At 70.6% G+C, this 26,441-nt stretch carries 25 protein-coding genes; 14 read left to right on the top strand and 11 right to left on the bottom strand.

What is annotated here, in order from left to right; translation table 11 throughout:
- The first annotated feature begins 78 nt into the window (after positions 1 to 78).
- Together ABZ459_RS36610 and ABZ459_RS36615 are read left to right on the top strand one after the other, a co-directional pair.
- Positions 79 to 594, top strand: coding sequence for a DUF3592 domain-containing protein (locus ABZ459_RS36610; RefSeq protein ID WP_357980332.1), 516 nt, complete (start codon positions 79 to 81; stop codon positions 592 to 594).
- 267 nt (positions 595 to 861) lie between these two features.
- On the top strand, positions 862 to 1,092 hold the full coding sequence (locus ABZ459_RS36615) for a hypothetical protein (protein WP_357980335.1): 231 nt from the start codon (positions 862 to 864) through the stop codon (positions 1,090 to 1,092).
- On the opposite strand, the gene ABZ459_RS36620 is transcribed toward ABZ459_RS36615, so the two are convergent.
- Entirely contained in the window at positions 1,076 to 1,891 is an 816-nt protein-coding gene (locus tag ABZ459_RS36620; protein WP_357980338.1) for an alpha/beta hydrolase, read from the bottom strand. The two genes, ABZ459_RS36615 and ABZ459_RS36620, sit on opposite strands and share 17 nt — an antisense overlap.
- Before the next feature lie 174 nt (positions 1,892 to 2,065).
- Here ABZ459_RS36620 and ABZ459_RS36625 point away from each other — a divergent pair, with 174 nt between their 5' ends.
- A complete protein-coding gene (locus tag ABZ459_RS36625) occupies positions 2,066 to 3,070 on the top strand; it encodes a TetR/AcrR family transcriptional regulator C-terminal domain-containing protein (protein ID WP_357980341.1) in 1,005 nt (334 codons plus the stop codon).
- On the opposite strand, the gene ABZ459_RS36630 is transcribed toward ABZ459_RS36625, so the two are convergent.
- Complete coding sequence (locus ABZ459_RS36630) at positions 3,018 to 3,809, bottom strand: sulfite exporter TauE/SafE family protein (protein WP_357980344.1); 792 nt, start codon at positions 3,807 to 3,809, stop codon at positions 3,018 to 3,020. The genes ABZ459_RS36625 and ABZ459_RS36630 overlap by 53 nt on opposite strands.
- Positions 3,810 to 4,148: 339 nt before the next feature.
- Positions 4,149 to 5,006, bottom strand: a complete 858-nt coding sequence (locus ABZ459_RS36635; protein WP_357980348.1) for an NAD(P)H-binding protein — start codon at positions 5,004 to 5,006, stop codon at positions 4,149 to 4,151.
- A gap of 69 nt (positions 5,007 to 5,075) precedes the next feature.
- Between ABZ459_RS36635 and ABZ459_RS36640 the strand changes: the two genes are divergently transcribed.
- Positions 5,076 to 5,828, top strand: coding sequence for a TetR/AcrR family transcriptional regulator (locus ABZ459_RS36640; protein ID WP_357980351.1), 753 nt, complete (start codon positions 5,076 to 5,078; stop codon positions 5,826 to 5,828).
- Positions 5,829 to 5,832: 4 nt separating this feature from the next.
- Here ABZ459_RS36640 and ABZ459_RS36645 read toward each other — a convergent pair whose 3' ends face one another.
- The gene (locus ABZ459_RS36645) at positions 5,833 to 6,441 is read right to left on the bottom strand and encodes a TetR/AcrR family transcriptional regulator (RefSeq protein ID WP_357980354.1); all 609 of its coding nucleotides are present in this window, start codon (positions 6,439 to 6,441) and stop codon (positions 5,833 to 5,835) included.
- 71 nt (positions 6,442 to 6,512) lie between these two features.
- Between ABZ459_RS36645 and ABZ459_RS36650 the strand changes: the two genes are divergently transcribed.
- Genes ABZ459_RS36650 through ABZ459_RS36660 form a run of 3 tightly spaced genes read left to right on the top strand, consistent with a single transcriptional unit; the run spans position 6,513 to position 9,324 of the window.
- Entirely contained in the window at positions 6,513 to 7,391 is an 879-nt protein-coding gene (locus ABZ459_RS36650; protein ID WP_357980357.1) for an alpha/beta hydrolase, read from the top strand.
- Positions 7,392 to 7,427: 36 nt separating this feature from the next.
- Positions 7,428 to 7,919, top strand: coding sequence for an SRPBCC family protein (locus ABZ459_RS36655; RefSeq protein WP_357980360.1), 492 nt, complete (start codon positions 7,428 to 7,430; stop codon positions 7,917 to 7,919).
- Between the two features lie 58 nt (positions 7,920 to 7,977).
- On the top strand, positions 7,978 to 9,324 hold the full coding sequence (locus ABZ459_RS36660; protein WP_357980363.1) for a serine/threonine-protein kinase: 1,347 nt from the start codon (positions 7,978 to 7,980) through the stop codon (positions 9,322 to 9,324).
- Between the two features lie 126 nt (positions 9,325 to 9,450).
- Here ABZ459_RS36660 and ABZ459_RS36665 read toward each other — a convergent pair whose 3' ends face one another.
- Complete coding sequence (locus tag ABZ459_RS36665) at positions 9,451 to 11,979, bottom strand: MFS transporter (RefSeq protein ID WP_357980366.1); 2,529 nt, start codon at positions 11,977 to 11,979, stop codon at positions 9,451 to 9,453.
- 102 nt (positions 11,980 to 12,081) lie between these two features.
- On the opposite strand from ABZ459_RS36665, the gene ABZ459_RS36670 reads away from it, so the two are divergent.
- Positions 12,082 to 12,978, top strand: a complete 897-nt coding sequence (locus ABZ459_RS36670; RefSeq protein WP_357980369.1) for a helix-turn-helix transcriptional regulator — start codon at positions 12,082 to 12,084, stop codon at positions 12,976 to 12,978.
- A 629-nt stretch (positions 12,979 to 13,607) separates the two neighbouring features.
- On the opposite strand, the gene ABZ459_RS36675 is transcribed toward ABZ459_RS36670, so the two are convergent.
- Both ABZ459_RS36675 and ABZ459_RS36680 read right to left on the bottom strand, forming a co-directional pair.
- Entirely contained in the window at positions 13,608 to 14,483 is an 876-nt protein-coding gene (locus ABZ459_RS36675) for a nuclear transport factor 2 family protein (RefSeq protein WP_357980372.1), read from the bottom strand.
- 4 nt (positions 14,484 to 14,487) lie between these two features.
- Positions 14,488 to 15,765, bottom strand: a complete 1,278-nt coding sequence (locus ABZ459_RS36680; protein ID WP_357980375.1) for an MFS transporter — start codon at positions 15,763 to 15,765, stop codon at positions 14,488 to 14,490.
- Positions 15,766 to 15,822: 57 nt separating this feature from the next.
- On the opposite strand from ABZ459_RS36680, the gene ABZ459_RS36685 reads away from it, so the two are divergent.
- Both ABZ459_RS36685 and ABZ459_RS36690 read left to right on the top strand, forming a co-directional pair.
- Positions 15,823 to 16,806, top strand: a complete 984-nt coding sequence (locus tag ABZ459_RS36685; RefSeq protein WP_357980378.1) for a winged helix-turn-helix domain-containing protein — start codon at positions 15,823 to 15,825, stop codon at positions 16,804 to 16,806.
- Positions 16,807 to 17,030: 224 nt separating this feature from the next.
- Positions 17,031 to 17,267, top strand: coding sequence for a DUF6289 family protein (locus ABZ459_RS36690; RefSeq protein ID WP_357980381.1), 237 nt, complete (start codon positions 17,031 to 17,033; stop codon positions 17,265 to 17,267).
- Positions 17,268 to 17,328: 61 nt separating this feature from the next.
- On the opposite strand, the gene ABZ459_RS36695 is transcribed toward ABZ459_RS36690, so the two are convergent.
- Both ABZ459_RS36695 and ABZ459_RS36700 read right to left on the bottom strand, forming a co-directional pair.
- Positions 17,329 to 19,719, bottom strand: coding sequence for a glycoside hydrolase family 65 protein (locus ABZ459_RS36695; RefSeq protein WP_357980384.1), 2,391 nt, complete (start codon positions 19,717 to 19,719; stop codon positions 17,329 to 17,331).
- On the bottom strand, positions 19,716 to 20,480 hold the full coding sequence (locus tag ABZ459_RS36700) for a beta-phosphoglucomutase family hydrolase (protein WP_357980387.1): 765 nt from the start codon (positions 20,478 to 20,480) through the stop codon (positions 19,716 to 19,718). The genes ABZ459_RS36695 and ABZ459_RS36700 overlap by 4 nt, the downstream gene beginning before the upstream one ends.
- Before the next feature lie 166 nt (positions 20,481 to 20,646).
- Between ABZ459_RS36700 and ABZ459_RS36705 the strand changes: the two genes are divergently transcribed.
- Positions 20,647 to 20,865, top strand: coding sequence for a 4-oxalocrotonate tautomerase family protein (locus ABZ459_RS36705; protein WP_357980390.1), 219 nt, complete (start codon positions 20,647 to 20,649; stop codon positions 20,863 to 20,865).
- 35 nt (positions 20,866 to 20,900) lie between these two features.
- On the opposite strand, the gene ABZ459_RS36710 is transcribed toward ABZ459_RS36705, so the two are convergent.
- Positions 20,901 to 21,425, bottom strand: coding sequence for a PadR family transcriptional regulator (locus ABZ459_RS36710; RefSeq protein ID WP_357980394.1), 525 nt, complete (start codon positions 21,423 to 21,425; stop codon positions 20,901 to 20,903).
- Between the two features lie 55 nt (positions 21,426 to 21,480).
- On the opposite strand from ABZ459_RS36710, the gene ABZ459_RS36715 reads away from it, so the two are divergent.
- Positions 21,481 to 22,245: an alpha/beta hydrolase gene (locus ABZ459_RS36715; protein WP_357980397.1), complete on the top strand. Its 765-nt coding sequence runs from the start codon at positions 21,481 to 21,483 to the stop codon at positions 22,243 to 22,245.
- A 42-nt stretch (positions 22,246 to 22,287) separates the two neighbouring features.
- Here ABZ459_RS36715 and lepB read toward each other — a convergent pair whose 3' ends face one another.
- A complete protein-coding gene (gene lepB / locus ABZ459_RS36720; RefSeq protein WP_357980400.1) occupies positions 22,288 to 22,815 on the bottom strand; it encodes a signal peptidase I in 528 nt (175 codons plus the stop codon).
- Positions 22,816 to 23,139: 324 nt separating this feature from the next.
- Here lepB and ABZ459_RS36725 point away from each other — a divergent pair, with 324 nt between their 5' ends.
- Complete coding sequence (locus ABZ459_RS36725) at positions 23,140 to 23,892, top strand: hypothetical protein (RefSeq protein ID WP_357980403.1); 753 nt, start codon at positions 23,140 to 23,142, stop codon at positions 23,890 to 23,892.
- 116 nt (positions 23,893 to 24,008) lie between these two features.
- Positions 24,009 to 26,438: a cellulase family glycosylhydrolase gene (locus ABZ459_RS36730; RefSeq protein ID WP_357980406.1), complete on the top strand. Its 2,430-nt coding sequence runs from the start codon at positions 24,009 to 24,011 to the stop codon at positions 26,436 to 26,438.
- Positions 26,439 to 26,441: the final 3 nt, after the last annotated feature.

Consider the following 26,441-nt stretch of genomic DNA (forward strand, 5'->3'; position numbering starts at 1 on the left):
GGCACTCCCCCGCAGCGCCGCGAACCATGCGCCGGGTTCGATCGTTGTCCGGGTGTTGCCGATTCCAAGGGGGCCGCCGTGGAGCAAGTCTTCGAGTACCTGCCCTTGCTGTTCGTGGCGTTCGGCGCTGTGATCGCGCTGGTGTCGGTCAGGGGGATCGTGCACGGCAGGCGGTTCGTCCGCGAGGCGCGGCGGGTGCCGGGCGTGGTCACCGACGTGGCCACCACGTTCACCGGACGCGGCGAGCATCTGCGGGCGAGCCGGCGTCCGGTGCTGGCCTTCACGACCGTGGAAGGGCGGGAGGTGACCGTCGAGTCCTGGGCCGAGTCGCAGCTGGGCATCGGCAGGGAGACCGACGTCCTGTACGACCCGCAGGACCCGACGAAGGCCGCGCCCGCCGGTGACGTCGGCGTCGGCGGCGGTTACGGCGGCATCGTCATCGGGCTCATCGCCGCCGCCGTCGGCCTGGCCCTCTTCGCCGCCTTCTCCGGACATTTCAGCCCGTTCGGCGGCACGGAGACCGGCTGCCAGGTCGAGCACGCCGACGGCACCTCCGAGCCCGTCGACTGCCCTCCGGGCCTGGACGTCGGCTGACACATCCCACCGCTCCCGACGACAGGAACAGCGAAGGCCCCTACCGCGGTGGAGCGGTTACGCGGGGAAGCTGGAGCGCAAGGAGCTGGAGGGGTTCCTGCCGGCACGGGCGATGGAGCATGACTCGCCTAGCTTGTCGTTCCGGCCGGCGTGTGAGCACCTGATTTCCTCGGGGGTGATCCGGACGGGCGTAGTGACGTTGCTGGACGATTCGACCAGGCGGTCTCGGCCCGCGAGGGTCAGGCCCGGCACAAGCTGAAGGACGCCGTGGCCGATCGGGTGATCTCGTTGGAGGCGCGCCAGGCGCTGCTGGATGAGATCCCGCCGGTGCTGGTGGACGTCGCCGTCCCGGATGCGGAGGTCGGCGTGCTGTCCATGCCGCCCGCTGCTTGTCAGGCCGAGGCCCATCGGTGGCGCATCGCCAGGCAGCTGAACCAGGGCGAAAGCCTGCGCGCCTGCGCCGCGCCCTTCGAACGCGCCGTCACCCCTCCCCCGTGACTGCGGTGACGTCGAGCATTCGCAGGAAGTCCTGGATCGCGCCGATGAAACCCGCCGGGTCCTGGACGTGGACGAAGTGGTCGCCCTGGAGGGTGACCAGCCGGGTGTGCGGCCGCCGCTCGGCCATCTCCTGCGCCTGCCCGCTGGTGATCGGGCTGTCCCGACCCACCAGCAGCAGCGCGGGGACGTCGGACGCCAGCCAGTCGGCCCAGTGGTCCCCCCAGTTGGACCGTTCCGACTCGACCGTGTCGTGGGGATGGAACGGCAGGCGCCAGGTGCCGTCGGGGAGTTGCCGAAGGAGGTCCGCGAACATCGGACCCGCTGCGCCGAGCCCGGCGACCAGCTCGTCGCGAGTGGCGGCCTCGTACGGACTGGACAGCACGAAGTCCAGACGACTCGGACCTGAGACGACAGCACCGATCTCCTCGATGACCAGGGCGCGGACCAAAGCCGGGTGACGGGCGGCGAGCTGGTAGGCGTTCAGGCCGCCGAGGGAGTGGCCCAGAGCCACGACCGGACCGACGTCCAGATGGTCCAGCAAGGCCGCGAGGTCGGCGACGTACCCCTCGCGGGAGTAGTCCGCAGCTCGGTCCGACTCGCCGTGCCCTCGCTGGTCGGGCGCGATGACCCGCCAGCGCGGGCCCAGCTCGGCCGCCAGGCCGCTCCACGTCATGCCCTGGTCGAGATGCCCGTGCAGGGCCAGCAGCGGCCTGCCGTGGCCACCGTAGTCGAGGTAGGACAGGTGGCGTCCGTCCAGTTCCAGTGCTGCGCGTACCGGGGTGGGGGGCGCGCTCGGCATCTCGGTGCTCCGATCGTGTCAGTCTCCGAGCAGGCGGGTCCCGGCTCGATGTGTGCACCGTAGACTGAGGTGGCACCGACGACCAAGCGCGCACTAGTACAGCTCAATACAGGTGGAGCAACGGCCGACTTGCGGTTCGGTGCACTAGTGCGGCCCGTTGGAGGGAGTCCTGTGATGAGCCCTGCCGAGCCCTCCACTGATCCGCCCTTCCTGCGCATCGCCACCGAACTGCGCCGACGCGTTGACAGCGGCGAGCTCCGCCCCGGTGACCTGCTGCCCTCCACGCGGCAGATCGTCCGGGAATTCGGCGTCGCCATGGCCACCGCCACCAAGGTGCTGACCGCCCTGCGGCAGGCCGGCCTGGCCCGGCCGGTTCCCGGAGTCGGCACGGTCGTCGACACCACAGGCCTCCCCACGCGGGCTCCGCACGATCGCAGACGTCGGACGGCGTCCTTGGACCGGGGCCGGATCGTCGGTGCGGGGCTGGCCATCGCCGACGCCGAAGGGCTGGCCGCGCTGTCCATGCGCCGCCTCGCCGCCGAATTGGACGTCACCACCATGGCCCTCTACCGCCACGTATCCAGCAGAGAGCAGCTGATCCTGCTCATGGCCGACGCCGCCTTCGGCGAGTTCCCGCTCCCGGAGCCCTTGCCGCCCGGATGGCGCCACCGCCTGGAGACGGCAGCCAGGCAGCAGTGGGCCATGTACCAGCGTCACCCGTGGCTGGCTCAGGCCATTTCCTTCACCCGCCCCCTGCTCGCTCCCCGCGCGATGGTCCACAGCGAGTGGATGATGCGCGCCCTGGACGGACTCGGCCTGGACCCGGCCACAAGCCTGCACATCCATGTCTCCGTGGCCGCGTTCGTCCGAGGGGTGGCCGCGAACCTGGAATCCGAGGCCGCGGCCGCGGCTCACTCGGGGATCACCGACGAGCAGTGGATGGACGCCCGCGGCACACCGGCGCTGATGGGGCCTTCAGGCGAAACGGCGTTCCCGAATCTCGCAGTCGTCCCCCTCCACTCGCTCGACCTGGACACGCTGTTCGAGTTCGGGCTCCACCGCCTCCTGGAGGGCATCGTGACGCTGATCGACGAGCCCGTCAGGAAGGCCGGTCGCGAGCCCCGGCTCAGATCCCGGCCAGCAACAGGATCGCCGCGACGAGCATCCCAGCCTCGATGACCAGCACGAACGCGCGGGCGTTCATCCGAGCGACGGTCGCCTTGCCCAGCCACGCTCCGGCGACAATGGCCGGGGTCAGGGCCAAACCGAGCTGGAGCACATGGACGGACAGCAGGCTGCCCGCGCCATAAGCGACGATCTTGGTCAGATGAACGATCAGGGAGGCAGCAGCTTCGGTGCCGATGTACGCGCTGCCGATGATGCCCTTGGCGAGGAAGAACGGAGCCGCGAGCGGCCCTGCCGCCCCGAACAGGGCTGAGGCGAGTCCGCAACCGGCGCCGATGGCGGCGAACGTCTTGTCGGCCGGTACCGCGCGCGCCGGCCGGAATCGCCGCCAGAAGACGGTGACGATGAGAAACGCGCCGAGAACGCGCTTGAGCGGTTCGACCGGCACATAGGGCAGCAGGAGACCTCCGGCCAGGGCGAAGGGGATGGCGCCCAGGGCGTACCACTTGACGAGCCGCCACTGGACCGCGCGCCGGTTGAACCAGACGCGACCGCCGTTGCCGGCCAGTTGAGTCAGCGTGAGGGTGGGCAGGGCCACCTGAAGACCGAACAGGGCGGTGAACGCGATCAGCGTCAGCACGCCGCCACCCACGCCGCCCACCGACGACAGCCAGGCCAGAGCGAAGGCCAGCACTGAAGCGGTCACCAGCGTGGGGATGAGGCCGGTAGGCAGCTCGAGAGTCGAGGCGCTCTGCCGCGAGATCTCACTGGGCAGATGCTGGATGCACAGCACAACGGTCGGACACACCGGGAGGCCCTTCCGGCTCCCGCGCTCGCGGGAACCACGACCTCCAGGCTTTTGTCCCTTCAGTTGACCGGTGGCCATCGGAGCCGCCGGCGGTATCGCTCGGACCAGGCCCGCCGGGCCCGCATGAACCGGGCCGGGCGGCGGAACCCTAGACACTCACCCGACACCGTACTCTCCGGCGAGCGTTCTCGCCGAGTGCCGGTCAGGAGATGCGGGCAGGGCCGCCGTCATGACTGCGCTTCTTCCAGGTGGCCGGCCGCCACGTCCGCGTCGCTCGACTGGACGGGACAGCCGCTCCGATCACCCTGAACCGTGAAGAATCTCCTATCGGAAGTCCTGGACATGATCCCGCGCCCACTGCGCGAACGTCCGTGGCGGGCTGCCCGTCACGGACTGCGCTGTGGGCAACGGGCCCAAGGTGCTCGGATCGAAGTCCACGCTGTCGGCCGGATCGGCCGGATTGCCGTCGTAGTCGGTGAAGCCCAGCAGGAAATCCGCAGCCTCGGCAGCGAATCCTCCGATCTTCAGGTAGATCTCGCGCGCCTGCGCCGGAGTGACCTCCTCGAACCTGACCTCTTCACCGAGCGCGTCGGCGATGGCTTCGACCTGGGCGCGCAAGCTGATCAACTCTGGACCGTTGATGTCGTACGCCTTGCCGTGATGCCCCTCCTCCAACAGGGCCTTCAGCGCCACATCGGCGACATCCCGCTCGTGCACGGGAAACCAGGCCGCGTCCGGGTTCGCGTCCCGCACCAGCCGCTCGGCCCGGATCGACGGCCCCCACAGCGAAAGCTTGTTGGCGGCGAACTCGCCCGGCCGGAGATGGGTCCACTCCAGACCGGACTCCTGAACGGCCTGCTCGACCGGCGGATGGAAGGTCGTGTCGAAACCGCCGCTCACCGCCCCCGACGAGAGCACGACGATCCGCTGCACGCCGGCCTGCTTGGCGCGTTCGACGATCTCCTTCGCCGTCGACGGCTCCGGGAAGAGGAACATCCGGTCCACGCCGTCGAACGGCACGCTGTCCGGCCTGGTGAGATCTCCCTGGACGACCTCGGCTGCGGGCAGTCGCGCCCTGGCCGGGTCCCTGGTCAGGGCCGATACCTGAATGTGGGCCTCGACCAGGCCGGCTGTCACGTGCCGCCCGACGTTCCCCGTTGCCCCGGTCACCAGTACTCGCACGCCCGTCCTCCATTTCCGTACGCCCTACGGATAAAGATTACCGTACGATCTACGGAAAGGGGAGGCTTGATGGAACGCAGCGGTGGTGGAGACCCTCGGGAGACCTTGCGCCTGCTCTGGCGCGCCCCGCAGGCTCGATCGGGCCGCGGCCGGCCGCCCAAGGTGTCCCTCGACAAGATCGTGGGTGCGGCCATGGCGCTGGCGGACCGGGAAGGGCTGGCCGCCATGACCATGGACCGGCTCGCCGCCTCCCTCGGCGTCGGCACGATGACGCTCTACACCCACGTGCCCGGCAAGGCCGAACTGGTCGACCTGATGGTGGATTCCGCCTGGCAGGAACTCGACCTGACGCGATCGGGCCCCTGGCGGGACCAGATCGAGCACTACGCGCAGCAGAACATGGCCCTGCACGAACGTCACCCGTGGCTGCGCTTGGTGTCGACCGTCCGACCGCCCCTCGGTCCCGGTTTGCTGGCCAGGGCCGACTTCCTCCTGGCCGCTCTGTCCAAGACCGGGTTGTCCGCCGCCGAGGTGTCCGCGGCGAGCGACTCCATCGTCACCTTCGTCGACGCCGCGACCGCCACCCTTGCCGAACACGCCCATGCCGAGCGGCTCAGCGGCCTGTCCGACGACGACTGGTGGGCCGCCCGTCAGGAGTTCTGGGAGACCTTCTTCGACTCGGCGCGATACCCGGCGATCGAACGGACCTGGCGGAACGGCGGCCTTGACCGCAGCGCGGCCGAGGCCGCGGTGCGCGCGTTCGAGCTCGGCCTGCGTGCCCTGCTCGACGGAATCGCCGCGATGGCCCAGCGGAACCGATGAACGACTAGCGCTGTCCGGCGAGGGTCGCGCGCAGGGTCTCGATCCACCAGTCGAGCAGACGATCCCGGGCGCTGTCGTCCAGTCCGACGCTCCGGCGGAACTCGTCGCCGAACAGCGGCTCCGTCGCGACCGCTTGGTGCAGTGCACACACGATCAGCTGGATCGCCTCGCGTGACGGCGGCGTTCGCCCGCCGGCCGCGCACTGCCGCCGCGCCTGGGCGTGCAGCCGGTCCACCACCTCGTCCAGCATTCCGCTGCCGGCGTCCCGCCAGCCGGAACGGTGCAGCGCCAGCGCCAGTTCGGCATAACCACCCGCGTACAGCGCGGACAACGTGCGCACCAGCTCGGCGGGATCGATCGGGGCATCGGCCCACGTGTCGAGCACGGTGTGCAGTTCGGCCTTCAGTTTGGCCCCGCCGAATCGCAGCAGCGACTCCAGCAGCCGTTCACGCGTGCCGAAGTGGTGGTTGACCGCGGCGTCGGACACGCCGACCTCCGCGGCGACGGCGCGCACCTGCACGGCGGCAGGGCCGCCCGCGGCGAGCAGCCTGCTCGCCGCCTCGAGGATCAGCCGCTTGGCATCCTCGGGCTGACGTCGTACTCGGGTGGGCACGCGTCCACCTTACCTTGACTGGTCAAGGCAGCTGCCCTTACCTTGGGGCCTCAAGGTAAGGGAGGTGGCGCGTGCAGGGACACTTCGCGATTCCGGCGATGACCGAGCTGGCGGCGACACTGGGCGTCAAGATCGACGATCCGGCTCCGCCCCGCGAGATCCACTTCTCCCGTGCGGGCTGCCGGCTGCACGGATTCGACTGGGGCGGAACGGGACCTCCGGTGCTGCTGTTGCACGGTGGCGCGTTGACCGCGCACACGTGGGACTTCGTCTGCCTCGGCCTGCGCGGCGCCGCCCGGCTGATCGCGCTGGACCTGCGAGGTCACGGCGAGAGCGGCTGGTCCGGCGACTACCGCGTCGGCACCCTTGCGGCCGACGTCGTCGCCGCGGCCGATCACCTCGGCTTCGACCGGGTCCGGCTGGTCGGCATGTCTCTGGGCGGCGTCGTCGCGGCCCACGTCGCCGATGAGCGTCCCGGTCGGGTGGAGCGGCTGGCGCTCATCGATGTCGCGCCCGGCGTGGACTTCGACAGCACCTGGCGGGTGCGGTCGTTCATCAGCGGGCTCGGCCCGGTGCGGGAGCTGGAGACCGTGGTCGAGGCCGCGATGCGGGTCAATCCACGCGCCAACCGGGCCAGCGTCGCCTACCGCATGAGCACGCTGTTCCGCCCTGCACCCGGCGGCGGCTGGGTGCCGAAGGGAGATCCGCGGCCTCCGGACTTCCCCGCCATCCTGGCGGCCATCGATCGGCTGCCCGCCCAGCTGAGCAGGACGCCGGTACTGCTCGTGCGCGGCGGACGCAGCAGAGTGCTCTCCCAGGCCACCGCCGAACGCCTGGTCGCGCGCGTTCCGGACGGCGAGCTCGTGGTCGTGCCGGACGCCGGGCACAACGTCCAGGAGGACAATCCGGCCGCACTGATCACCGCGTTACATGCCTTCCTGACACGTTGACCGTGTACCGCCGGACCGCGATAGGAGACCCAGCACATGTCCGCACGAACGCTCGAGCTCACCACGATCCCCTCGGTGAAGGTCGGCATGCTCATCCGCCGCCCCGCCCGCGAGGTGTTCCAGGCCATCGTGGACCCCGTCATAACGAGCAAGATCTGGTACACCAAGAGCAGCGGGATGATGACCCCGGGCGCCGAGCTGACCTGGGAATGGGAGATGTACGGGGCGTCGACTCAAGCCTCGGTCGAAGAGGTGGACGAAAACCGTCGGATCCGCTTCACCTGGGGCAACTACACTCCCGACGCCCCCACCACAGTCGAGTTCCGTTTCGTCCCCATGCCCGACGACACCACCTACGTCCAAGTCACCGAAACGGGGTTCACCGGCACCGGCGACGAGCTCGTCCACCACGTAACCGACTCCACCGGCGGCTTCACGTTCCTGATCAGCGCCCTCAAGGCGCTGCTGGAGCACGACATCGTTCTCGGCCTCGTCGCCGACGCCAACCCGAGCGGCCTGCCGGCCTGAGAACAGGCATCATCGCAGCACCTTTCGTCCTGTCCGTTCATGTGTTCCAGGGGGCCGAGTGGACCAGCTGGTGGAGGAAGATCCGCGCACGCTGGGTCCGTACGACCTCGTCGCCCGGCTCGGCGAGGGCGGCCAGGGCGTCGTCTATCTGGGACGCGCGCCCTCCGGCCGGCAGGTGGCCGTCAAGCTGCTCCACCATGGCCTGCTGACCGATCCCGGCGCGCGCGCCAGGTTCCTGCGCGAGGTGGAGATCGCCAGGCGGGTGGCCAGGTTCTCCACCGCGCCCGTGCTCCACGCCGACCTGGCGGGCCGGCGGCCCTACATCGTCAGCGAGTACGTGCCCGGCCCCTCGCTGCGCGACCTGGTCGCCACCGAGGGACCACGACAGGGGGCCGCCCTGGAGCGGCTGGCGATCAGCACCGCCGCCGCGCTGGCCGCCATCCACCGGGCCGGGGTGCTGCACCGTGACTTCAAGCCGGCCAACATCCTCATGGGGCCTGAGGGCCCGGTCGTGATCGACTTCGGCATCGCCCGGGCCCTGGACGCGCCGGGCAACACCTCGACGGGTCCGCTGATGGGCACGCCGTCCTATCTGGCGCCCGAGCAGATCGGCGGCGGGCAGGTGACGGCCGCGGCCGACGTCTTCGCCTGGGCCGTCACCATGGTGTTCGCCGCTTCGGGGCGGCCCGCGTTCGGCGCCGACTCCACCCCGGCCGTGATCAACCGCATCCTGAACGAGCAGCCGGCCGTCCGCGGGCTGGACGGCGTCCTGCTCCGGCTCGTCACCGCCGGCCTGTCGAAGGACCCGGCCGCGCGGCCGAGCGCCGACGACCTGGTCACCGGGCTGACCTCGCGCGAGTTCGTACCGGAACCGGCCGCCGGGTCTCCCCCGCCGCCGGAGCGTCAGGCCGGTCGGGGGCGGCGGCGCGCGCTGCTTGCGGCGGCCGCCGCCGCGACCGTGGCGCTGCTCGTCACGGGCGGCGTGCTGATCACCGTGGACGACCGGCCCCCGCCGCCCCCGGCCACGATCGGGTCGGTCGTTTCCTCGTCGTCGGGCACCACCATCGCCCCGGCCCCGGCCCCTGCCTCGGCCTCGGCCTCGACCGCGGCCTCGACCGCGGCCACCGCCTCGCCGCAGCAGGTCAAGAGCACCCCGCGGCGGACGTCGTCCCCGCCGGCCACGCCGCGGGCCCGGCCCAGGAGCTCGGCCCCCGTGACCCGGCCGACCAGGACGGGCGACGCGGTGAGCAGCCCCGTCGACGACGGCTCAGTACCCCAGCCGACGCCGGCCCGGAACACGGAGAACCCGCCGGAGCCCACGCGCGAGCCGCCGCGGCAGACCACCCAGCCACAGCTGCCGACCCCGATGGACAACCCGTTCACCTGCATCCCGTCGATGTGCTGAGGCGCGGCCCGCGTCAGTCGTGCCGGAGGATCTTCGGGACCTCGTGGTCAGCGTGGCAGAGCGCAGGCGCAGCGACGATCATGGGACGGCCGGCCCAGAGCTCGTCCATGCGGGCGTCCCCTCGTATCACGCGAACCAGGTGATCGCCTGGCCGTGCGTGCGGGTCCAGGCGAGCGGCTGCCCGTCCAGCGCGAGCACGTTGTGGAGCGTCTCGCCCGGCGGCGTCGGGAGCGTGTCGTAGGGCAGCACGTCGGGGGCCTCGTTCGCGATCCAGTGTCCGGGTAGCCCGCGTACCGCCTCGGCGAACGCCACCCGTCGTGGCATCGGCACGTGGTACAGCACCGAGCTGTGGAACACCACCAGCGTCGCATCGAGCGGGCACTGCGCAGCCAGGGCCGGCAGGTCGTCCACCAGGTCGCCCCGTACGAGCAGCGGCGGGTCGGCTGCGACGACGGCCGCGGCCGCCCGCAGTCTGGCGCGGCGGTGCGTGTGTTCGGGCCAGACGAGGGCGTCGAGCCAGGCCAGATCCGTGGGGTCGGTCACGTCGAGCGGGTTCAGGTCCAGGCCGGCCCGCCACACCACCTGGGGCAGGCTGGTCGGCGGCGTCAGATTGGCCGGCGTGCAGGCGACGACCGGGTCACCGGAGCCGACCGTGTGATCGCCGTAGCGGTAGGCGTACCGGTCGGGATAGAGGCACAGCCCGGCGGACGCGCCGACCTCCAGCAGCGCGAGCGGCTGCGGGAGCGCGCTGAGCACCGGCAGCAGGACGGCACACCGTCCGGCCTCGTTCGTCTGTGTGGTCCGGGTGCGCATCTCCGCCTCGATCACGGGCCAGTTCGCCACCGTGTACTCGTGGAACGCGGCCGGATCGTCCACCGGCCCCCCGAGCAACCGGACCACGCCGAACAGCAGGTTCGGCTGCCACTTGGCCGGCGGAAGCCCGGCGAGCAGAGCCAGGAGGTCGAGATCCCGCGTCACCGCAGCTGCCAGGCGTTCGTACGTGGGCGACACACCGTGCGCCTCGCGCGCGGCGAAATCAGCGTAGATCGCAGCGATCGTCATACTCCGATGATGGCAGCGAACTTCTTCCTCACTCAGCGGGGTGCGGTCCCGGACAGTGGATGAGGACAAGCAGGTCTTCTGGCCGGCGGGTGAGCTGTGTCCGAGCGGGACTCCACCATCCGCTGGCGTTGCCGCCTGGTGGGAAGCGTTCACGCCCGCTGGTGGCTGATCTGGTCGATGCGGCTTCTCTACCGGCCTGAGTTTCTGGTCGGGAGGAACGCGGCGAACACCGCTGACAGCAGGACCAGTGCCGCCACACTGACGTTGGTGACCGTGGCGGCGGCCCGCCGCCGATCGGGACGGGACGTGGAGGGCCAGGAAGACGGCTCCGAGGCCGGCGATGCCGGCGACCTGGCCGAGCTGGGTCACGGTCGACATCAAACCGCTGGCGTTCGCCGCGTCCGTCGGCGCGACACGGGTCAACGCCGCGTTGAGGGCGGGGCTGAAGGCCAGCCCCATGCCGATGCCGGCCACGGTGACGGCCACCCGGTAGCCGATGCCGGGGAGCCCCGAGTCCGCGGTGACCACGGCCACGCTCAGGTATCCCAGGGCCGAGAGCAGCAGGCCGGCAGGGATCATGCGGCGGTGGAAGCGGGCGGGAACGCGCCGCCAGTTCAGGCTTGCGGCGCCGAAGCCGACTGATGACAGTACGAAGGCCAGGCTCGCCCGCAGTGGGGACAGGCCGAGGCCATCTTGCAGGTAGATCGCCATGGTGAACAGGAAGCCCGCATGGCCCGCCATCATCGAGAAGATCGCAGCGGCGGCGACCGCCAGCCCGGGAGCTCGCAACACCGGAGCCGGGACCAGCGGTGCGGTAGCACGCCGCTGAGCTGCGACGAACAGGCCGAAGAAGACGGCGCTGCCGGCGAGCATCGCCCATCCCCAGACGGGCCAGCCCAGTTGATGCCCGAGCACCAGCGGAGTCACCAGCAGCAGCACAGCGGGTGAGAGCGTCAGCAGACCACCCACGTCGAGGCCGGTGGCCGCCTCGGGACGGTTGGAAGGCAGCAGCCATGCCCCTGCCACCAGCAGCGCCAGGCCGAGCGGCACGTTGAGCAGGAAGATCGGACGCCAGCCGGTACCCGCGATGTTCGTGCTGGTGACGACACCGCCCACGATCTGGCCGGCGACCGACGCGCCCGACAGGACGGTGGAGTACACGCTGAAAGCCCGGGCACGGGCGGTGCCGTCGACGGTGAGCTGGATGAGGCTGAGCACCTGCGGTACCAGCATCGCCGCCCCGGCGCCCTGCACCAGGCGGAAGGCGATGAGTTGCCCGGCCGTGGCCGCCAGCCCGCAGGCCAGCGACGCCCCGGTGAATACGGCCAGGCCGGTCTGGAACAGGCGTCGATGGCCGAACCGGCGGCCCAGTCGCGCCCCGGTGATGAGCAGCATCGCGTACACGATGGTGTAGCCGGCGACGATGAGTTGCAGTGCGGCACCGGAGGCCCCCAGGTCAACCTGCATGGTGGGAGCGGCGACGGTCACGATGGTGGCGTCCAGAACCGCCATGAACTGGCCGATCAGCAGCACGGCGAGCAGCCGGCCGGCTGCTCGCCGCCTGGTCGGAGCCGGTGTGGTGAGAGTAGTCATGGGAACCGAGCGTGCTGGTCGGCCCCGTCCAGCGGCAGGGTCCCTTCATGCTGGTAGTGGGACTACCTGGCAGAACATGGCCTTTGCCGGCAGGAAGGGGAGGTGTCGTCTCACGGTCTCCAGTCACAGCTGCGCAGCGAGCTGGCGACGTTCCTGCGCAGCAGACGCGAACGCATCACTCCTCAGGATGTGGGGCTGCCGCCGGGGATCCGGCGGCGCACCCCCGGTCTGCGTCGGGAGGAGGTCGCGCTGCTGGCGGGGGTCGGCGTGACCTGGTACACGTGGCTGGAGCAGGGGCGGCCGATCAACCCCAGCGTGCAGGTGCTGAACGCAATCGCACGCACCCTTCGACTCGACCACGCCGAACGCGAACACCTCTACCGGTTGGCGGGCGTGCCTTCACTGCCGACCCTTGAGGAACGCGAGTCGCTGGAACCGCAGATACAGCTCGTTCTGGACACACTGAATCCGTTCGCGGCAGCGGTGTATTCCAGCCGGTTCGATCTGCTCGCCTGGAACAGCACCTTCAACGGACTGTTTCCCTCCTTCAGCGCCGCCTCGTGCCGAAACGCCGTCTGGGAGCACTTCACGAGCCCGCCGTGCTGCAACCCCTTCGTCGACCCCATGGCGGAGGTCAGGCCCATGGTGGCCATGCTGCGTGCGGCGTTCGGACGTCACCTGTCCGACCCTGCCTGGACCGGTTTCGTCCACCGCCTGTCGGAACGCAGTTCCGACTTCGCCCGGATCTGGAGCGCTCACGACGTGGCCTCTCCCGGGCCTCACATCAAGATCCTCCGCTACGCCGAAGTCGGCGATCTGCATCTGACCACCACCACTCTTACTGTGACCGGTGTACCAGAGGCCCGCATGGTCATCTACGCACCTGCGGACGAGGCGTCGAAGGCGCGACTGGCCCATCTGGCCGCACACCCCTCCCGGCACTGCTCCCTTCCCGACCACCTCCATGAGCCCGGCGACGCGGGAGACGACCTTCGATGAGGCCCCGCATCCCCGCTCCCGCAGGGCGGGCTGTCCAGGCACCGAACGATTGCGCGAGCTCACCGGCATCAGGCTGCTCATGGCGCTGATCGGCCTCGGCCAACGCGCGGCACAGCGAGCCACCGACGGTGGCTTCCCCTCGTTCTTCCCCGAGGACATCCTGAGCTTGTACGGCCCGGTCGGCAGCGCCAACGAATCCCGGTCGCCGGCAACCGGCCGGCCGACGTCATCAGCTCGGCGGCGTTGCGCGCGGGCCGCTTCAGCTCGGGCACGCAGAACACCACCGCCCGCCCCGGCGCGGCCGACCGGATGTCCGGCACAACGCCGGCGCTGCCTCCAGGGCGTACCTTCATCCGCATGGAGGGCTTCTCCGAGAAGACTCGCGTGCATCCGGCCGCGACATGCCACCGCGGTCCGCCGCCCGGCCGGGACCGCTACCTGAAGCAGCTCGGGCACCAGGATGATCTGCGAAACGCGACCTTCGGGCACACCTTCGCCCACCGCGTGATCACCCGCCTCGCATTTCTGCGAGCACACCGTCACCACGGTTGCACGCAGTTACTTTGGGGCTCATCGCAGCTTCCCGAGCCTCGGGCCCGGATTTCACGCGAACTGAAGGTTCTTCGGTGTCAATCGGTCGTGCCGGCGTGCACGGCGATGATTCGCCAGCCGTGTGTCTCGTCGTACAGCCAAGTACGGGTGTAGCGCATTCTGGCCGCGAACGGCGTGCCGGAGACGGTGCCTTCGACGGTGCCGAGAAACCACGTCACCCCGGTGCGCCCATCGGCGAGCACGGTCAGCTCCTCCTCGGCCACCCTCGTCATCACCTGCGTCCGAGTGCGGTGCAGCTCCAGGTCGTCCGCCTTGGTCGCAACGTTCGCACCGAAGGTGAAGATCAGCCGATCATCCAGCAGCCGATCCAGCGCCTCGACATCTCCAGCAAGCTGCGCGGCCTGGAGTCGGCGCTCGGCGTCCCGCAAGTCTTCCATCATGAGGTCCACCCTCCCAGCCGGCGCCGTGTCCACGCCAGGACGTTCACGCTCGGCTGATCTTTGCAGTCCGATCATCGTCGGTGAGTGGGTGTCGAGCGCGTCCGGCAGAGCAGTGTCGGTGATGACCAGTTCGTCGGCCAGGTTGAGGATGCGCACCTCACCGTGATCGAGTTCGAGCCGCAGGCCGATCTCGACCTCGATCTGGTGGTCGATGATGCGGTGAACGGCTCGGATCGACTGGCCGATGAATCGGCTCATCAGAAAGTGCTCTGCGGCGGGACCGACGGTGACCTGGCCGTACTCGTCCATGTCATAGGAGTTGTGTGGTTGATGGAGCGTCAGCTCGAGCGAGTCGTCGGGGGCGGTGTGGAAGCGAACCGGACCGAGATCGCTCATGTGCAACCACATGTGCAGCAGCGAGGCTTGGTCATCGCTGGGATGGGTGTGCCAGGACACCGTCACCTGGAGCAGCTTTCGGCTGACAAGCTCATCCGCGGAGATCACGGTGCCCATGGTGTCACGGTGGTTCGGGCGTCTGGAGGTTGGCGGTGTTCGGCCGGCGGCTGCGCCGGCCGCTGCGGGCGTGGTCGTCCTGGGCGTGCGGGAGCCGGCGTACGGCGGCGGAAAGCAGCGGGAGGACGGCCGCCGCGGCGTAGACGATGCCGGCGGTCGCGGCCACCTGGTAGCCGTCGAACCTGTCGGCGAGCAGTCCCACGCCCAGCTGGCCGACGGGGATCGCGATGTAGGACAGCAGGTCGTCGTAGGACGAGACGCGCGAGAGCATGTGTGCGGGAACGTGCTCCTGCAGTGAGGTCTCCCAGCTGACGGTCGCGACCGAGGAGCCCAGTCCGGCCACGAAGGCGACCGCGATCAGCCAGGGGGCGTCCAGGTGCGCACCGAGCGCTAGCAGGGGGATCGCGCCGAGCGCGCTCATCAGCTGGCCCAGCCGCAGCAGGTGCCTGACCACCAGCCGGTAGACCAGCGCGCTCATGACCAGCATGCCGACGCCGCGGGCGCTGAGCACGAACCCCCAGGTCTCCTCGCCGCTGAGCTGCCTGGTCAGTACGGGCCCCAGGATCTGCCAGGTGCCGACCTGCACCAGGTTGACCACGCAGAAGCACACGGACACCGTCCACACCCAGCGGATGCGGCGGAACTCGGTCCAGCCGTCGCGGATGTCGGCCGACATCCCGGAGGAGGGCCGCGGCGAGGTCGGCGCAGCGGCGAGGGACAGGCGGGCCAGGCATCCCGCGGCGAGGAGGTAGGTCAGTGCGTCGAAGGCGATGGCGGGGCCGCCGCCGACGACGGCGACCGCGATCCCGGACAGGCTCGGCCCGAGGATCTTCGTGGCGTTTCGCACCGACCCCAGCAGGGCGTTCGCCTGCAGTAGCCGGTCCCTGGGGACAAGCTGGGGCACGATGCCACGCAGGGCCGGCGTGGTGAACGCGGCGAGAGCCCCGTTGAGTAACCCCAGCGCGGCCACCGGCAGCAGCGCGTACCTCCCGGTGAGCAGCAGAGCGGCGACGCCGCCCTGGGTGAGGGCTGAGCCCAGGTGGGCGGCCAGCAGAACCGTCCGGCGCGGGAGGCGATCGGCGACGGCCCCGCCCACCAGGAGAAAGGCGAGCAGCGGCACCATGTAGGCGGTCAGGACGACGCCGAGGTCGCCGGTGTTGCCCGAGGCGTCCAGAACCCCGAACGCCAGCGCCACCGGCGCCATCGAACTGCCCAGCAGCGACACCGCCTGCGCGGAGAGGAACCAGCGGAAATCTGTCTGTCGCAGGAGGGCTGAGAGCATGGCAGGAGTCTGCAGACGTCCCGGATCGCACACTAACGTTTCGGCAGGAGGCGAAAGATGACGCTGTTGCGGTTGAGCACTCTGGCCCTTTCGCGGTCCCGGTTCGCGCTGTCCCCGCTCGCCGAGACGCTGGGATCGCTGATGGTGCTCGGCAAGCCCTGCACCGATCCGTGGCTGGCCTCCTGGCATCGCCTCCACCGCGGCGCGTTCCGCGCCGTCCTGGAGGCGGACCCCTTCGCCGAGGGCCTGGTCAGATTACTGAGCTCGACCAAGTGGCTGCCGAGCCACGTGGTGATCCCGCCGGCAGGCGGCATGCGTACCACTCTGGAAAGCGAGCTCGCGTCGGTCGTCCAGGTGTCCGACGCGGAGGTGCGAGCCGAGCTGGAGGAGTCGGTGGCGCACAGCTGGAAGCAGCACGACCTGGGCTGGCTGACCGGACGCGGCTGGGCGGCCCGTACCGCCGACCTGCTCACGTACGTGTGGGAGGCTCACGTGGCCCCCGACTGGCCGCGCCGGCGGGCACTGCTGGAACGCGACGTCACCTACCGGGCGGGGTTGCTGGCCGCCTACGGGTGGCCGCGCGCGCTGCAGCACATGAGCCGCCGCAGTGCCTGGGTCGGCGATGACGCCATCCGCTTCAGCGACCAGGCCTCCCCCGACCGGGTCGTCGGCGACGAGGGCATGCTGTTCGTCCCGGTCAGTGTGCTGAGCAGCGGCACGTGGCTGTGCGAGGCGCCGCCGACGTCGTACGCACTGGTCTACCCGGCCCGCGGGTCCGCCGACGGCGCGGCGCGTTCCCCGCGCGCGCGGTCGCTGGAGCGGCTCATCGGTGCCGGTCGAGCGGCCATCCTCCTCGAACTCGAACACCCCGCGACGAGCAGCGAACTCGCCGCACACCTCGGCCTGTCGCTTGGCACCGTGGGCGGCCACCTGGCCGTCCTGCGCGATGCGGACCTCGTCGTCGGCACGCGGGCCGGTCGGCGCGTGGTCTATCGGCGCACCGAGACCGGTCACCTGCTCGCCGGTTCACGAGAGGGCTGAGCAGAACGACGTACCGCTCAGGGGCTGCGCCACGGAGATGAGTGCCCCTTGCGTTTTCATTCCATGCGACGGATCATTTCGATCACCGGCTGGGCTGCCCATGAAGCCGTGGAACCTTTGTGCTGCTTCGCGCTCAGGAGGGGCGTGCACACCGTACATCCGGACTGGTCCGACACCCTGTAGCTGATTCCCCCCGTTTCCCTGCGAATCAGGAAGGACGATCCATGATCCGTCGCGTACTGGCCGTCGCGGTCCTGGCCGCCGCCACGCTCGCCACCATCCCGGCCGCCGCGCAGGCCGTCCCTGCCTGCCCGGCCGGCTACCTGTGCAACACCCAGTACTTCTCCGACGCCGCGCGCACCAACCTGGTGGGCGTCAGGACGCAGTTCTGCGATGGTTCGGTCTCGACCTGGGGCAGGCTCAGCGGCTACATCACCTGGTCCTCCAGCCCCTGCAACTGACGGAAGGCATCCGGCAGGGCCCGTGCCGGCGGCCCTGCCGGATGCACAGGATCAGGGAGTCTCAGCCACGTGTCCTCGTGCCGGAGCTTCGGGAAGGTCGCGGGTGGCGGCGCGGGCTCGGTTCGCGGCCGGGTGGCTGGTGGATCTGCTGCTCCGGCGCCGGTCGCGACGGGTTGGGCCGGGTGACCTCCGTCCCGTCCAGGAGGATCTGCTCGCCGTGGTGGGTCACCGTGAGCGACGGCCCCCGCAGCAGCCGGTAGACCGTCGCCTCCGGGGCGACGCCGACGCTCAGCAGGCTGCCGCGGTAGCGCAGCCGGAAGGCGAGCCGGGTGATGCCGGGAGGGAGCGACGGGGCGAAGCAGATCCGTCCCTGGCCCGCGCGCATCCCGCCGAAACCGGCGACGAGGGCGATCCACGCCCCGGCCAGCGAGGCCATGTGCACGCCGTCCATGGTGTTCTTCTCCAGGTCCGCCAGGTCCATCAGCGCCGCCTCGCCGAGATAGCGATAGGCGAGCTCCAGATGGCCCACCTCCGCGGCGATCACCGCCTGGGTGCAGGCCGACAGGGACGAGTCCCGTACGGTCAGCGCCTCGTAGTAGGCGAAGTTGCGGGACTTCTGCTCCGGTGTGAAGGCGTCCCCGCGCAGATGCATGGCGAGCACCAGGTCCGCCTGCTTGACCACCTGCTTGCGGTAGAGGTCGAAGTACGGGAAGTGCAGCAGCAACGGATACTGGTCGGGCCTGGTGGCCGCGAAGTCCCACAGCGCGTGCTGGGTGAAGCCCTCGCACTGCGGGTGGACGCCGAGCCGCTCGTCGTAGGGCACCGACATCGCCTCCGCCGCGTCCCGCCAGCGGCGGATCTCCTCGGCGGTGACCTGGAGCCGCTCGGCCGGGCCCGGATGGCGGTCCGCGGCCTCGGCCGCCGCGCGAAGGTTCTGCTGGGCCATCAGGTTCGTGTACACGTTGTCGTCGACCACGGCGGTGTACTCGTCGGGGCCGGTCACACCGTCGATGCGGTAGCGCCCGGCCGGGTCGTGGTGGCCGAGGGCGCACCACAGCCGGGCCGTCTCGACCAGCAGCGGCAGGCCGGTCCGCTGTTCGAACGACACGTCCTGGCCGGCGTCCACGTACTGGGTCGCCGCGTGCGCGATGTCGGCGTTGACGTGGAAGGCCGCGGCTCCGGCGGGCCAGTAGCCGGAGCACTCCTCGCCGTGGATCGTCCGCCAGGGGAAGGCGGCGCCGTGCAGGCCGAGCTGCTTCGCGCGCTCGCGGGCCAGGGGGATCGTGGTCCGCCGCCACGACAGCGCGTCCGCGACGGCTGCGGGATAGGTGTAGGTGAGCACCGGCAGCACGAAGATCTCGGTGTCCCAGAAGGCGTGCCCGTCGTAGCCGGAGCCGGTCAGGCCCTTGGCCGGGATGGCTCGCTCCTCCAGGCGCGCGGCCGACTGCAGCAGATGGAACAGCCCGAAGCGCACCGCCTGCTGCACCTCGGCGTCGCCCTCCACCTCGACGTCCGCGCCCTCCCAGAAGTCGTCGAGGAAGCGTCGCTGGTCCGCGTGCAGGCCGTCCCAGCCGTCCAGGCGGGCCGAGGCCAGCGCGGCGGCGACCTGGTCGTGCAGCGCGGCCCGCGAGCGCTGCGCCGACCATCCGTAGGAGAAGAACTTGACCAGCCGCAGCGTCTGGCCGGGCGCCAGGCGGGTGGCCACGGTCATCCGGCTGACGTCCTCGCTGACCTGTGCCTCGATCCGGGTGCCGTCCGGCCCGTCGATCTCGTGGCACATCCCGGCGGCCACGCGCAGGCCGCTGGCCCGGGTGCGGTGAACCATGATCGCCGTTCCGTCGCTGCAGGGGACGTTCTCCTCCGCGACCAGCGGCGCGTGCAGCGGGGCGGCGGCGCGCGGGTCGCCGCCCTCGTAGGTCTGGGTCTCGTTGGCGATGAGCTCCGACTGGACGACGACCCGCAACGGCCGGTCCACGGCCTCGACCTCGTACAGGATCGCGGCGACCGCGCGGTGGGTGAAGGACACCAGCCGGGTGGACCTGATCCGGACCGGGGTCCCGGTCGGTGAGCTCCAGTGCGCCGTGCGCGTCAGGGTGCCGGCGCGCAGATCGAGGACGCGCTCGTGCTGGTGCAGCGTCCCGTACCGCAGGTCGAACGGCTCGTCGCCGACCAGCAGCCGGATCACCTTGCCGTTGGTGACGTTCACCACCGTCTGTCCCGATTCCGGGTACCCGTAGCCCGCCTCCGCGTACGGCAGCGGCCGCACCTCGTAGAACCCGTTGAGGTACGTGCCCGGCGCCCCGTGCGGCTCGCCCTCGTCCAGGTTGCCGCGTAGCCCGATATGGCCGTTGGACAGCGCGAACACCGACTCGGTCTGCGCCAGCACCCGCAGGTCGAGATGCCGCTCGCGGACCGCCCACGGCTCGACGGTGAACGCCGGATGCCGGATCATCCGGCATCCCGGGACGGCGCGTCCCGTTCCAGCAGGTCGGCCAGGTCGGTGACCACGACGTCGGCGCCGTGCTCGCGCAACGCGTCCGCCTGCCCCACCCGGTCGACGCCGACGACGAAGCCGAACCGTCCCGCCCGGCCGGCCGCGACTCCGGCCAGGGCGTCCTCGAACACCGCCGCCTCGGACGCCCCCAGCCCCAGCGCCTCGGCGCCCGCCAGGTACATGTCCGGAGCCGGCTTGCCGGCGAGCCGCCGATCCCGGGCCACGAGGCCGTCGATCCGGGCCTCGAACTGCGCGGAGAGCCCGGCGGCGGCGAGGACCTGCTCGGTGTTGGCGCTGGAGGACACCACCGCGCGGCGCAGCCCCGCGTCCCGGACCGCGGCCAGGTAGCGGACGGAGCCGGGGAACACGTCCACGCCGTCCCGGTCGATGATGGCCTGCACCAGGGCGTTCTTGCGGTTGCTCAGGCCGTACACGGTCATCGTGCCGGGCGGGTCGTCCGGTGTCCCCTCGGGCAGGCTGATGCCTCGGGCGTCCAGGAAGCCGCGGGCACCGTCCGCCCGCTTCCTGCCGTCGACGTAGCGGTCGTAGTCGGCGCCCGCGTCGAACGGGACGAACGCGACCCCGGTCTTCTCGCTCCAGGCCCGCAGGAAGTCGTCGAACATCGACTTCCACGCCCTGGCGTGCACGGTGGCGGTACGTGTCAGCACACCGTCCATGTCGAACAGGCACCCCCGAATCCCCTCAGGCAGCCCCAGCATGGATCCCCCGTTCCCCCTCACACCAGCTCCCACCTGCGCATACCCCTCCACCTTCGCTCCTCACCCACGCCGCTCCCTGGCGGAGTTTGCCCCCTTCGCCCAGGGGCAGGTCGGCCTCACGGCGTGAGGTGCCATCGGTGCACCGCATCGGGGGGAAGGGGAACCCATGCCACTCGTCAACGTGAAGGTGATCGAGGGTGTGTTCAGCGCCACCCAGAAGGCCGAGATGGTGAAGAAGCTGACCGACGCGATCGTCGCCATCGAGGGTGAGCACATGCGTCCCCTGACCGTGGTCGTGGTCGAGGAGATCAAGAGCGGCGACTGGGGTGTGGGGGGACAGCCGGTGACGGCTGCGGACGTCAAGGCGCTGGCCTCGGGCGGATGACGTCCTCCGGGCGGTACGCGTAGCCGCGATCGCAGCTAGGCGCCCAGCGCGGCCAGGGTTTCCCGTAGCCAGCCGATCTCGGTCCTGCTGGTCGCGGTGGCGATCGTGAACAGCCCCTTGCGGAACGGGTCGTCGAAGTCGGCGGCCCGCAGGGGCCGGTCGCCGTCCCAGAAGAAGCTGGCCGGTTCGGTGAGGAAGGTCAGTCTGCGTCGCAGCACACCCGCCTGCAGCGCGGGCTCGTCGAGGTGGCGCAGGAACGCCAGCATCGTGAACCAGCGGTTCTCGTCGGTGATGAACGGCTCGTCCGGTTCGGCGAGCCGGCGCCGGAGCTCGGCGCGCCCGGCGCCGGTGAGGCTGAGCACGTGCCTGGGCGCGGCCTGGGCGCCGGGCTGCAGGTCGCGTTCGAGCAGGCCGTCGCGCTCCAGGCGTTTGATCGCCGGGTAGAGGGTGCCGTCGGCGATGGGCCGGACGTGGCCGGTCAGGGCGGCGACGCGTTTGCGCAGCTCGTACCCGTGGAGCGGTTCGTCGTAGAGGAAGCCCAGGATCGACAGCTCAATCATGCCGCTATGCTATCTCGATGTCTTAGTACATCGACATCTAGGTATCTCGGAGGCGATGATTGTGAGAGACGCGCAGGCGCTGCCGGACGGGAGCCGCATCCGCTGGGCCGAGGTGGCCGGGCGGCAGCCGGTCCGCGTTTACGTGCACGGGCTGGGCGCGGCGGCGGCGCCGTACTTCCTGCAGGTCGCGAGCCGGCCGGAGCTGGCCGGGCACCGGAGCCTGTTCGTGGACCTGCTGGGGTTCGGGACCAGCGACCGGCCCACCGCGTTCGGCTACACCTTGGAGGAGCACGCGGACGCGCTGGCGACCGCGTTGCGGGCGGCGGACGTGCGCGCGGCGCAGGTGGTCGCGCACAGCATGGGCGGGACGATCGCGGTGCACCTGGCCGAGCGGCATCCGGAGCTGGTGGCCGAGCTGGTGCTGGTGGACGCCAATCTGGACCCGACCGAACCGGCACTGCGGCCGGGCAGTTCAGGCATCGCCACCTACACCGAGGAAGAGTTCGTACGGCACGGCTGGGACGAGACGCTGACCCGGGTCGGGCCGCACTGGGCGGCCACGATGAGGCTCGCCGGACGGGAGGCGCTGCACCGCAGCGCGGTCCACCTCGCGCGCGCGGACGTGCGGGAACGACTGCGGAGGCTGCCGATCCCGCGCGCCTACCTCTATCCGGAGGCGGACGGCCAGCTCGGCGGGGCGGCCGGGCTGGCAGCCTCCGGAGTACGGCTGATCGCCGTCCCGGATACCGGCCACAACATCATGATCGACAACGTGGACGGGTTCGCCAGGGAGGTGGGCGGCCTTCTCGCAGGCCGGTGAGCAGCTGCATCGCCGGGGTCCGCGACGACCGGCGAGGACGTGTCAGCGTCTTGCGAGCTGCACCACGCCGTCGACGTCAGAGATCCCGATGGTTCCGCCGCCGGGATCGGTGACATGCGCGCGAGAGTCCAGGGCGATGTGTCGATTGTCGCTCATCACCCACAGCCGGCCGGGCGGCACCTGAACGTCGAACCGACGATTCGAGGCCGGCGGAGCGGCAAGGTACGGCTCGTCCAGCGCCTTGCCGTCGACATGGAGCCGGCCGGCGGTATCGCAGCAGTTCACCGTGCTTCCCGGTAGGCCGATGACCCGCGAAACGAGCAGGGCGTCCGGGGTGATACCGGCCCAGCCCTGAGGGGCTCGATAGACGACGACGTCACCAAGGCGCGGGGAGTGGTCTCCATCGATTCGGCGCACCGACAGGCGCGCGCCCTGCATGAGCGTCGGTTCCATCGACTTGCTCGACACGCTGATCCTGAACGTGCCGACAACCGAGTCGATCACCCCACAGCCCGCAGTGGACGCCAACAGGAACAAGACGGGCAAAACGGCCATACGTGCGCGAATCACCCGGACATTATGCCGAACCGCCGAACACTCGCCCACGCTCCCCCGTCCGGGCTCGGCCGCCTGACGGACGTCCACGCGATGACGGCGGTGGTGTCCGCCGAAGGGAAAAGCATGTCGGTCCATTCGCCGTCGCTCGCGCCGACGCGTCAGGCGAGCAGCGAGAACCCGGCAGCACCTCGGGTCCTCGGCCAACGCGCCTGCGAGAAGACGTAGCCCCCGGGGCTCATCCCTGACGGGCTCCGGAGAACGACGCGGCGCACGCCGGATCATGGCGGCGCGATCTGTGTAGACCGTGCCAAGCTCCTGCCCCTAACATCCCGCTTCATGATGATCCGCGTGCTGGCTGCCACGGCGGCCGGACTGATGGCGTTCTCCGGGACGGCGGCCGCCTACCCGGTCAAGGGCGTTCCCGAGCTGACCCACAACGCCCTGTACAAGAAGGGCAAGCTGCCCAAGATCAGCTGCAAGCTGAACAAGGGCACGACGAAGTCCTCGACCACCAAGTATCTGAACACCCTCGTCGACTGCCTGAACGACGCCTGGGGGCCGTTCATCCCCGACTTCCGGCCGGTCACGACCGACATCAAGACCACCCACGACAAGGGCGTCTGCCACAACGGCATAGAGATCACCGGTTCCTTCGTCAGCACCTGCTACACCTTCCTCCAGATCCAGCTCGGCACCGACTGGATCAGCGCCAAGGACGACCTGCCGATCCGCACCCAGGTCGCCCAGGCCTGGAGCGGCGTGGTCATGGGCCTGACCGGCATCGGCAGGGCCTACTGGGCCATGCCGAACGACGCCGACGAGAAGCAGCTCGACGAGCAGGGGCGTCGCTTCGACATGCAGCGGCTGTGCCTGTCCGGCGTGACGCTCAAGGCCCTGGGCGCGAAGTCGAAGAACTGGAAGGCCACCCTGAAGGCCGAGGAGCCCACGCCGAAGGACAAGCGCTGGCGCGACCGCTTCAGCAAGGACAAGCTCAGCGCCAACGATCTCTACTGGTTCACGCAGGGCTACACCAAGGGCACTCCTGGCGCGTGCAACACCTGGAAGGCGCCGGAGTCCAAGGTCGCGTGACCGACTCCGCCCCCGCCTTCTCGTAGGCGCCGGGATTCCCTCCCGGCGCGGCCACGTGCTGCCGTGGATCTTGGCTCTTCATTTGTGAGCGATGCTCATGTATGGTCGCCGTCACTATGAGGAACCGCTGGTTGTCGCCGATCGCCGTCGTGGTACTGGCCGCCGTCATCGCGCTGGGAGCGGTGTTCGACCCGTCGGGGCTGGCCGCGCCGTACACATGGACCGGCGCCGATCTGCTGCCCGTCGCCGGGCTCTGGCAGGTGGCGGCGCCGGCCGTCTACGTGCCGCTGCTGCTGGCGGGGGTGGGAGTGCTGGCGTGGGCGGTCGCCCGTGGACGCACCCCGCTGCGTACGGCATTGCTGGTGTGGGGCGCGGTGGTGTGGTCGGCGATGGCGGCGAAGCTGCTGATGTCGCTGGCGATGACCTCCGATGACGTGGTCTACCTGATGTGGTCGACCGGCTTCACCGGCGTCAAGGCGGCGGTGTTCGGCCTGCCGGTGGCGGCGGCCGCCTGGCTCACCCAGCTCCTGCACCGGCGCCTCGTCCCACCTCCCCCGGCGTCGGCCTCCACGGCGTCCGAGGCAGGGCCCGCCGCGGCCCCGGGGACGGTTCTCCCACGGTCGTCGGCGGCGGGATGGGCGGCGGCGGGAGTGTCCGTGGTCCTGGCCGCGTCGGTCGGCGGGGGGTGGTGGGGCGGCTCGCCCGTCGGCTATGCCATCGGCGACTCCCCGCTGGCTCCCGCGCCCGAGGCGGGACCGCTGGGCTGCCTGGCCGCCGTCACTCTGCTGGGTGTGCTGACCTGGGCGTCGAACCGCCGGCTCAGTGCCACCACCTCGCCCCCGGCCGTCGTGGCCGGGCTCTCCGCACTGGCCGCGGCCGCGATGCTGGGCCTGGTCGAGGTGGCCGTCGGGATCCCCGGCGACCTGGCGGGCGGCGACCTGTTCTGGGCACCGGCGATCATGCTGCGCCTCGCCCCCGCGCTCTCCTTCGGCGCCCTCCTCGCCCTGGCGACGGCCGTGCTCGTCGCCCTCCTGCCCGCCGCCCGGCCGGCGCGCAGGGGCAGCGTCCTGGCCGCACCGATCCCGATGGCGGTCGTCGTGGCCGCGGCGGCGCTCGCCTTACCGCTCCTGCCGTCCGGCACCACCACCGCGCAGCCCCCGCGCACCAAGGGGCTGACCCTCTCGGCCGACCGCAGGATCATCGACGCCGACGGCAACGAAGTGCTGCTGCGCGGCGTGAACGTCAACCAGCTCGAAGACTATTTCCAGAAGCGTCCGGACAAGGCGGTGACGCGACCGCTCACCGAGGCCGACTTCGCCGGCATGGAGCAGATGGGCTTCAATGTCATCCGTCTCGCACTGTCCTGGTCAGCGCTGGAACCCCGGCCCGGCCACTACGACCCGGCCTACCTCGCCAAGATCTCCTGGGCCGTCGGGACCGCGGGCCGGCACGGCCTGCGCACGGTCATCGACATGCACCAGGACGCGTGGGGAAAGGGCGTCGACGCCGCCCCCGGAACCACCTGCCCGAACGGTTCCCCGATGCACGGCTGGGACGGCGCCCCCACCTGGGCCGACCGCTTCGACGGCGCCCCCAGGTGCGAGTTCACCGGACGCGACATCTCACCGGCCGTCGCCCGCGCCTTCACCAACTTCTACCAGGACCGGGACGGCATCCAGACCCGCCTGGTCGCCGCCTGGGGCATGCTGGCGGAGCGGTTCGCGAACGAGCCGATGGTCGCCGGATACGACCTGCTGAACGAGCCGGGCTTCGGCGAGGCGCCGCCGATCACCTCCGGCGTCCTGCTCGGCCGCTACTACGACCGCGCGATCAAGGCCATCAGGGCGGGTGAGCGGCGCGGCTTCCCCCACCTGGTCTTCTTCGAGCCGTCCGTGCTCTGGTCGGGTCTCGGCTTCGAGGTCCCGGTGCCCAAGGACTTCACCGACGACCGGCTGCTCGTCTTCGCTCCCCACCTCTACAACGAGTCGATCACCATCGACCAGGGCACCGGCCTCACCGTCACGAGCATCGAGCGCGGCTTCGAGCTGGCGAGCCGGGCGGCGGAGTACTACGGCGCCGGGCTCTGGTCGGGTGAGTGGGGCTGGTTCGGCGACCCCGCCGCCGCCCCGATCGCGAGATACACCGACCAGGAGGATCGGCACCGCATCGGAGGCGCGTTCTGGGTCTGGAAGCAGTCCTGCGGCGACGCCCACGCCGATGCCGAGTCGAAGACCGGCGGCAACCTCATGATCGAGGACTGTGTCACCGGGAAGGACCTGCCCCCGCCCGCCGAGTACGTCGCCGAGCTCTCACGCCCCTTCCCGCGCTCCGCCCCCGGCCGGCTGACCGGCCTGACATCGGACCGCGCGAGCCTGACGGCCCGGGGTGAGGGCAGCGGATGCGGCCTCGACGTCTGGTTCCCGGGCGACGCCCGGCCGGTCGTCCGCGGCACCGGACTCAGCGGCGTCGCCGTCCGGCGGGCGCCGGGTGGCTGGCGTGTCACCGGCTGCACCTCGGGCGTCTACAGCCTGACCGCGGACGTATGACGC

Source organism: Nonomuraea sp. NPDC005692, from assembly GCF_040631115.1.
In the GTDB taxonomy this organism is placed as follows: Bacteria; Actinomycetota; Actinomycetes; order Streptosporangiales; family Streptosporangiaceae; genus Nonomuraea.

Excerpts from the sequence above, each read along its gene's own strand:
- ABZ459_RS36725 (WP_357980403.1), top strand. The coding sequence starts at position 23,140 with ATGATGATCCGCGTGCTGGCTGCCACGGCGGCCGGACTGATGGCGTTC.
- ABZ459_RS36665 (WP_357980366.1), bottom strand. The coding sequence starts at position 11,979 with ATGACTACTCTCACCACACCGGCTCCGACCAGGCGGCGAGCAGCCGGC.
- ABZ459_RS36690 (WP_357980381.1), top strand. The coding sequence starts at position 17,031 with ATGATCCGTCGCGTACTGGCCGTCGCGGTCCTGGCCGCCGCCACGCTC.
- ABZ459_RS36700 (WP_357980387.1), bottom strand. The coding sequence starts at position 20,480 with ATGCTGGGGCTGCCTGAGGGGATTCGGGGGTGCCTGTTCGACATGGAC.
- ABZ459_RS36705 (WP_357980390.1), top strand. The coding sequence starts at position 20,647 with ATGCCACTCGTCAACGTGAAGGTGATCGAGGGTGTGTTCAGCGCCACC.
- ABZ459_RS36675 (WP_357980372.1), bottom strand. The coding sequence starts at position 14,483 with ATGGGCACCGTGATCTCCGCGGATGAGCTTGTCAGCCGAAAGCTGCTC.
- ABZ459_RS36715 (WP_357980397.1), top strand. The coding sequence starts at position 21,481 with ATGATTGTGAGAGACGCGCAGGCGCTGCCGGACGGGAGCCGCATCCGC.
- ABZ459_RS36730 (WP_357980406.1), top strand. The coding sequence starts at position 24,009 with ATGAGGAACCGCTGGTTGTCGCCGATCGCCGTCGTGGTACTGGCCGCC.
- ABZ459_RS36625 (WP_357980341.1), top strand. The coding sequence starts at position 2,066 with ATGAGCCCTGCCGAGCCCTCCACTGATCCGCCCTTCCTGCGCATCGCC.
- ABZ459_RS36620 (WP_357980338.1), bottom strand. The coding sequence starts at position 1,891 with ATGCCGAGCGCGCCCCCCACCCCGGTACGCGCAGCACTGGAACTGGAC.
- ABZ459_RS36710 (WP_357980394.1), bottom strand. The coding sequence starts at position 21,425 with ATGATTGAGCTGTCGATCCTGGGCTTCCTCTACGACGAACCGCTCCAC.
- ABZ459_RS36655 (WP_357980360.1), top strand. The coding sequence starts at position 7,428 with ATGTCCGCACGAACGCTCGAGCTCACCACGATCCCCTCGGTGAAGGTC.
- ABZ459_RS36695 (WP_357980384.1), bottom strand. The coding sequence starts at position 19,719 with ATGATCCGGCATCCGGCGTTCACCGTCGAGCCGTGGGCGGTCCGCGAG.
- ABZ459_RS36640 (WP_357980351.1), top strand. The coding sequence starts at position 5,076 with ATGGAACGCAGCGGTGGTGGAGACCCTCGGGAGACCTTGCGCCTGCTC.
- ABZ459_RS36680 (WP_357980375.1), bottom strand. The coding sequence starts at position 15,765 with ATGCTCTCAGCCCTCCTGCGACAGACAGATTTCCGCTGGTTCCTCTCC.
- ABZ459_RS36685 (WP_357980378.1), top strand. The coding sequence starts at position 15,823 with ATGACGCTGTTGCGGTTGAGCACTCTGGCCCTTTCGCGGTCCCGGTTC.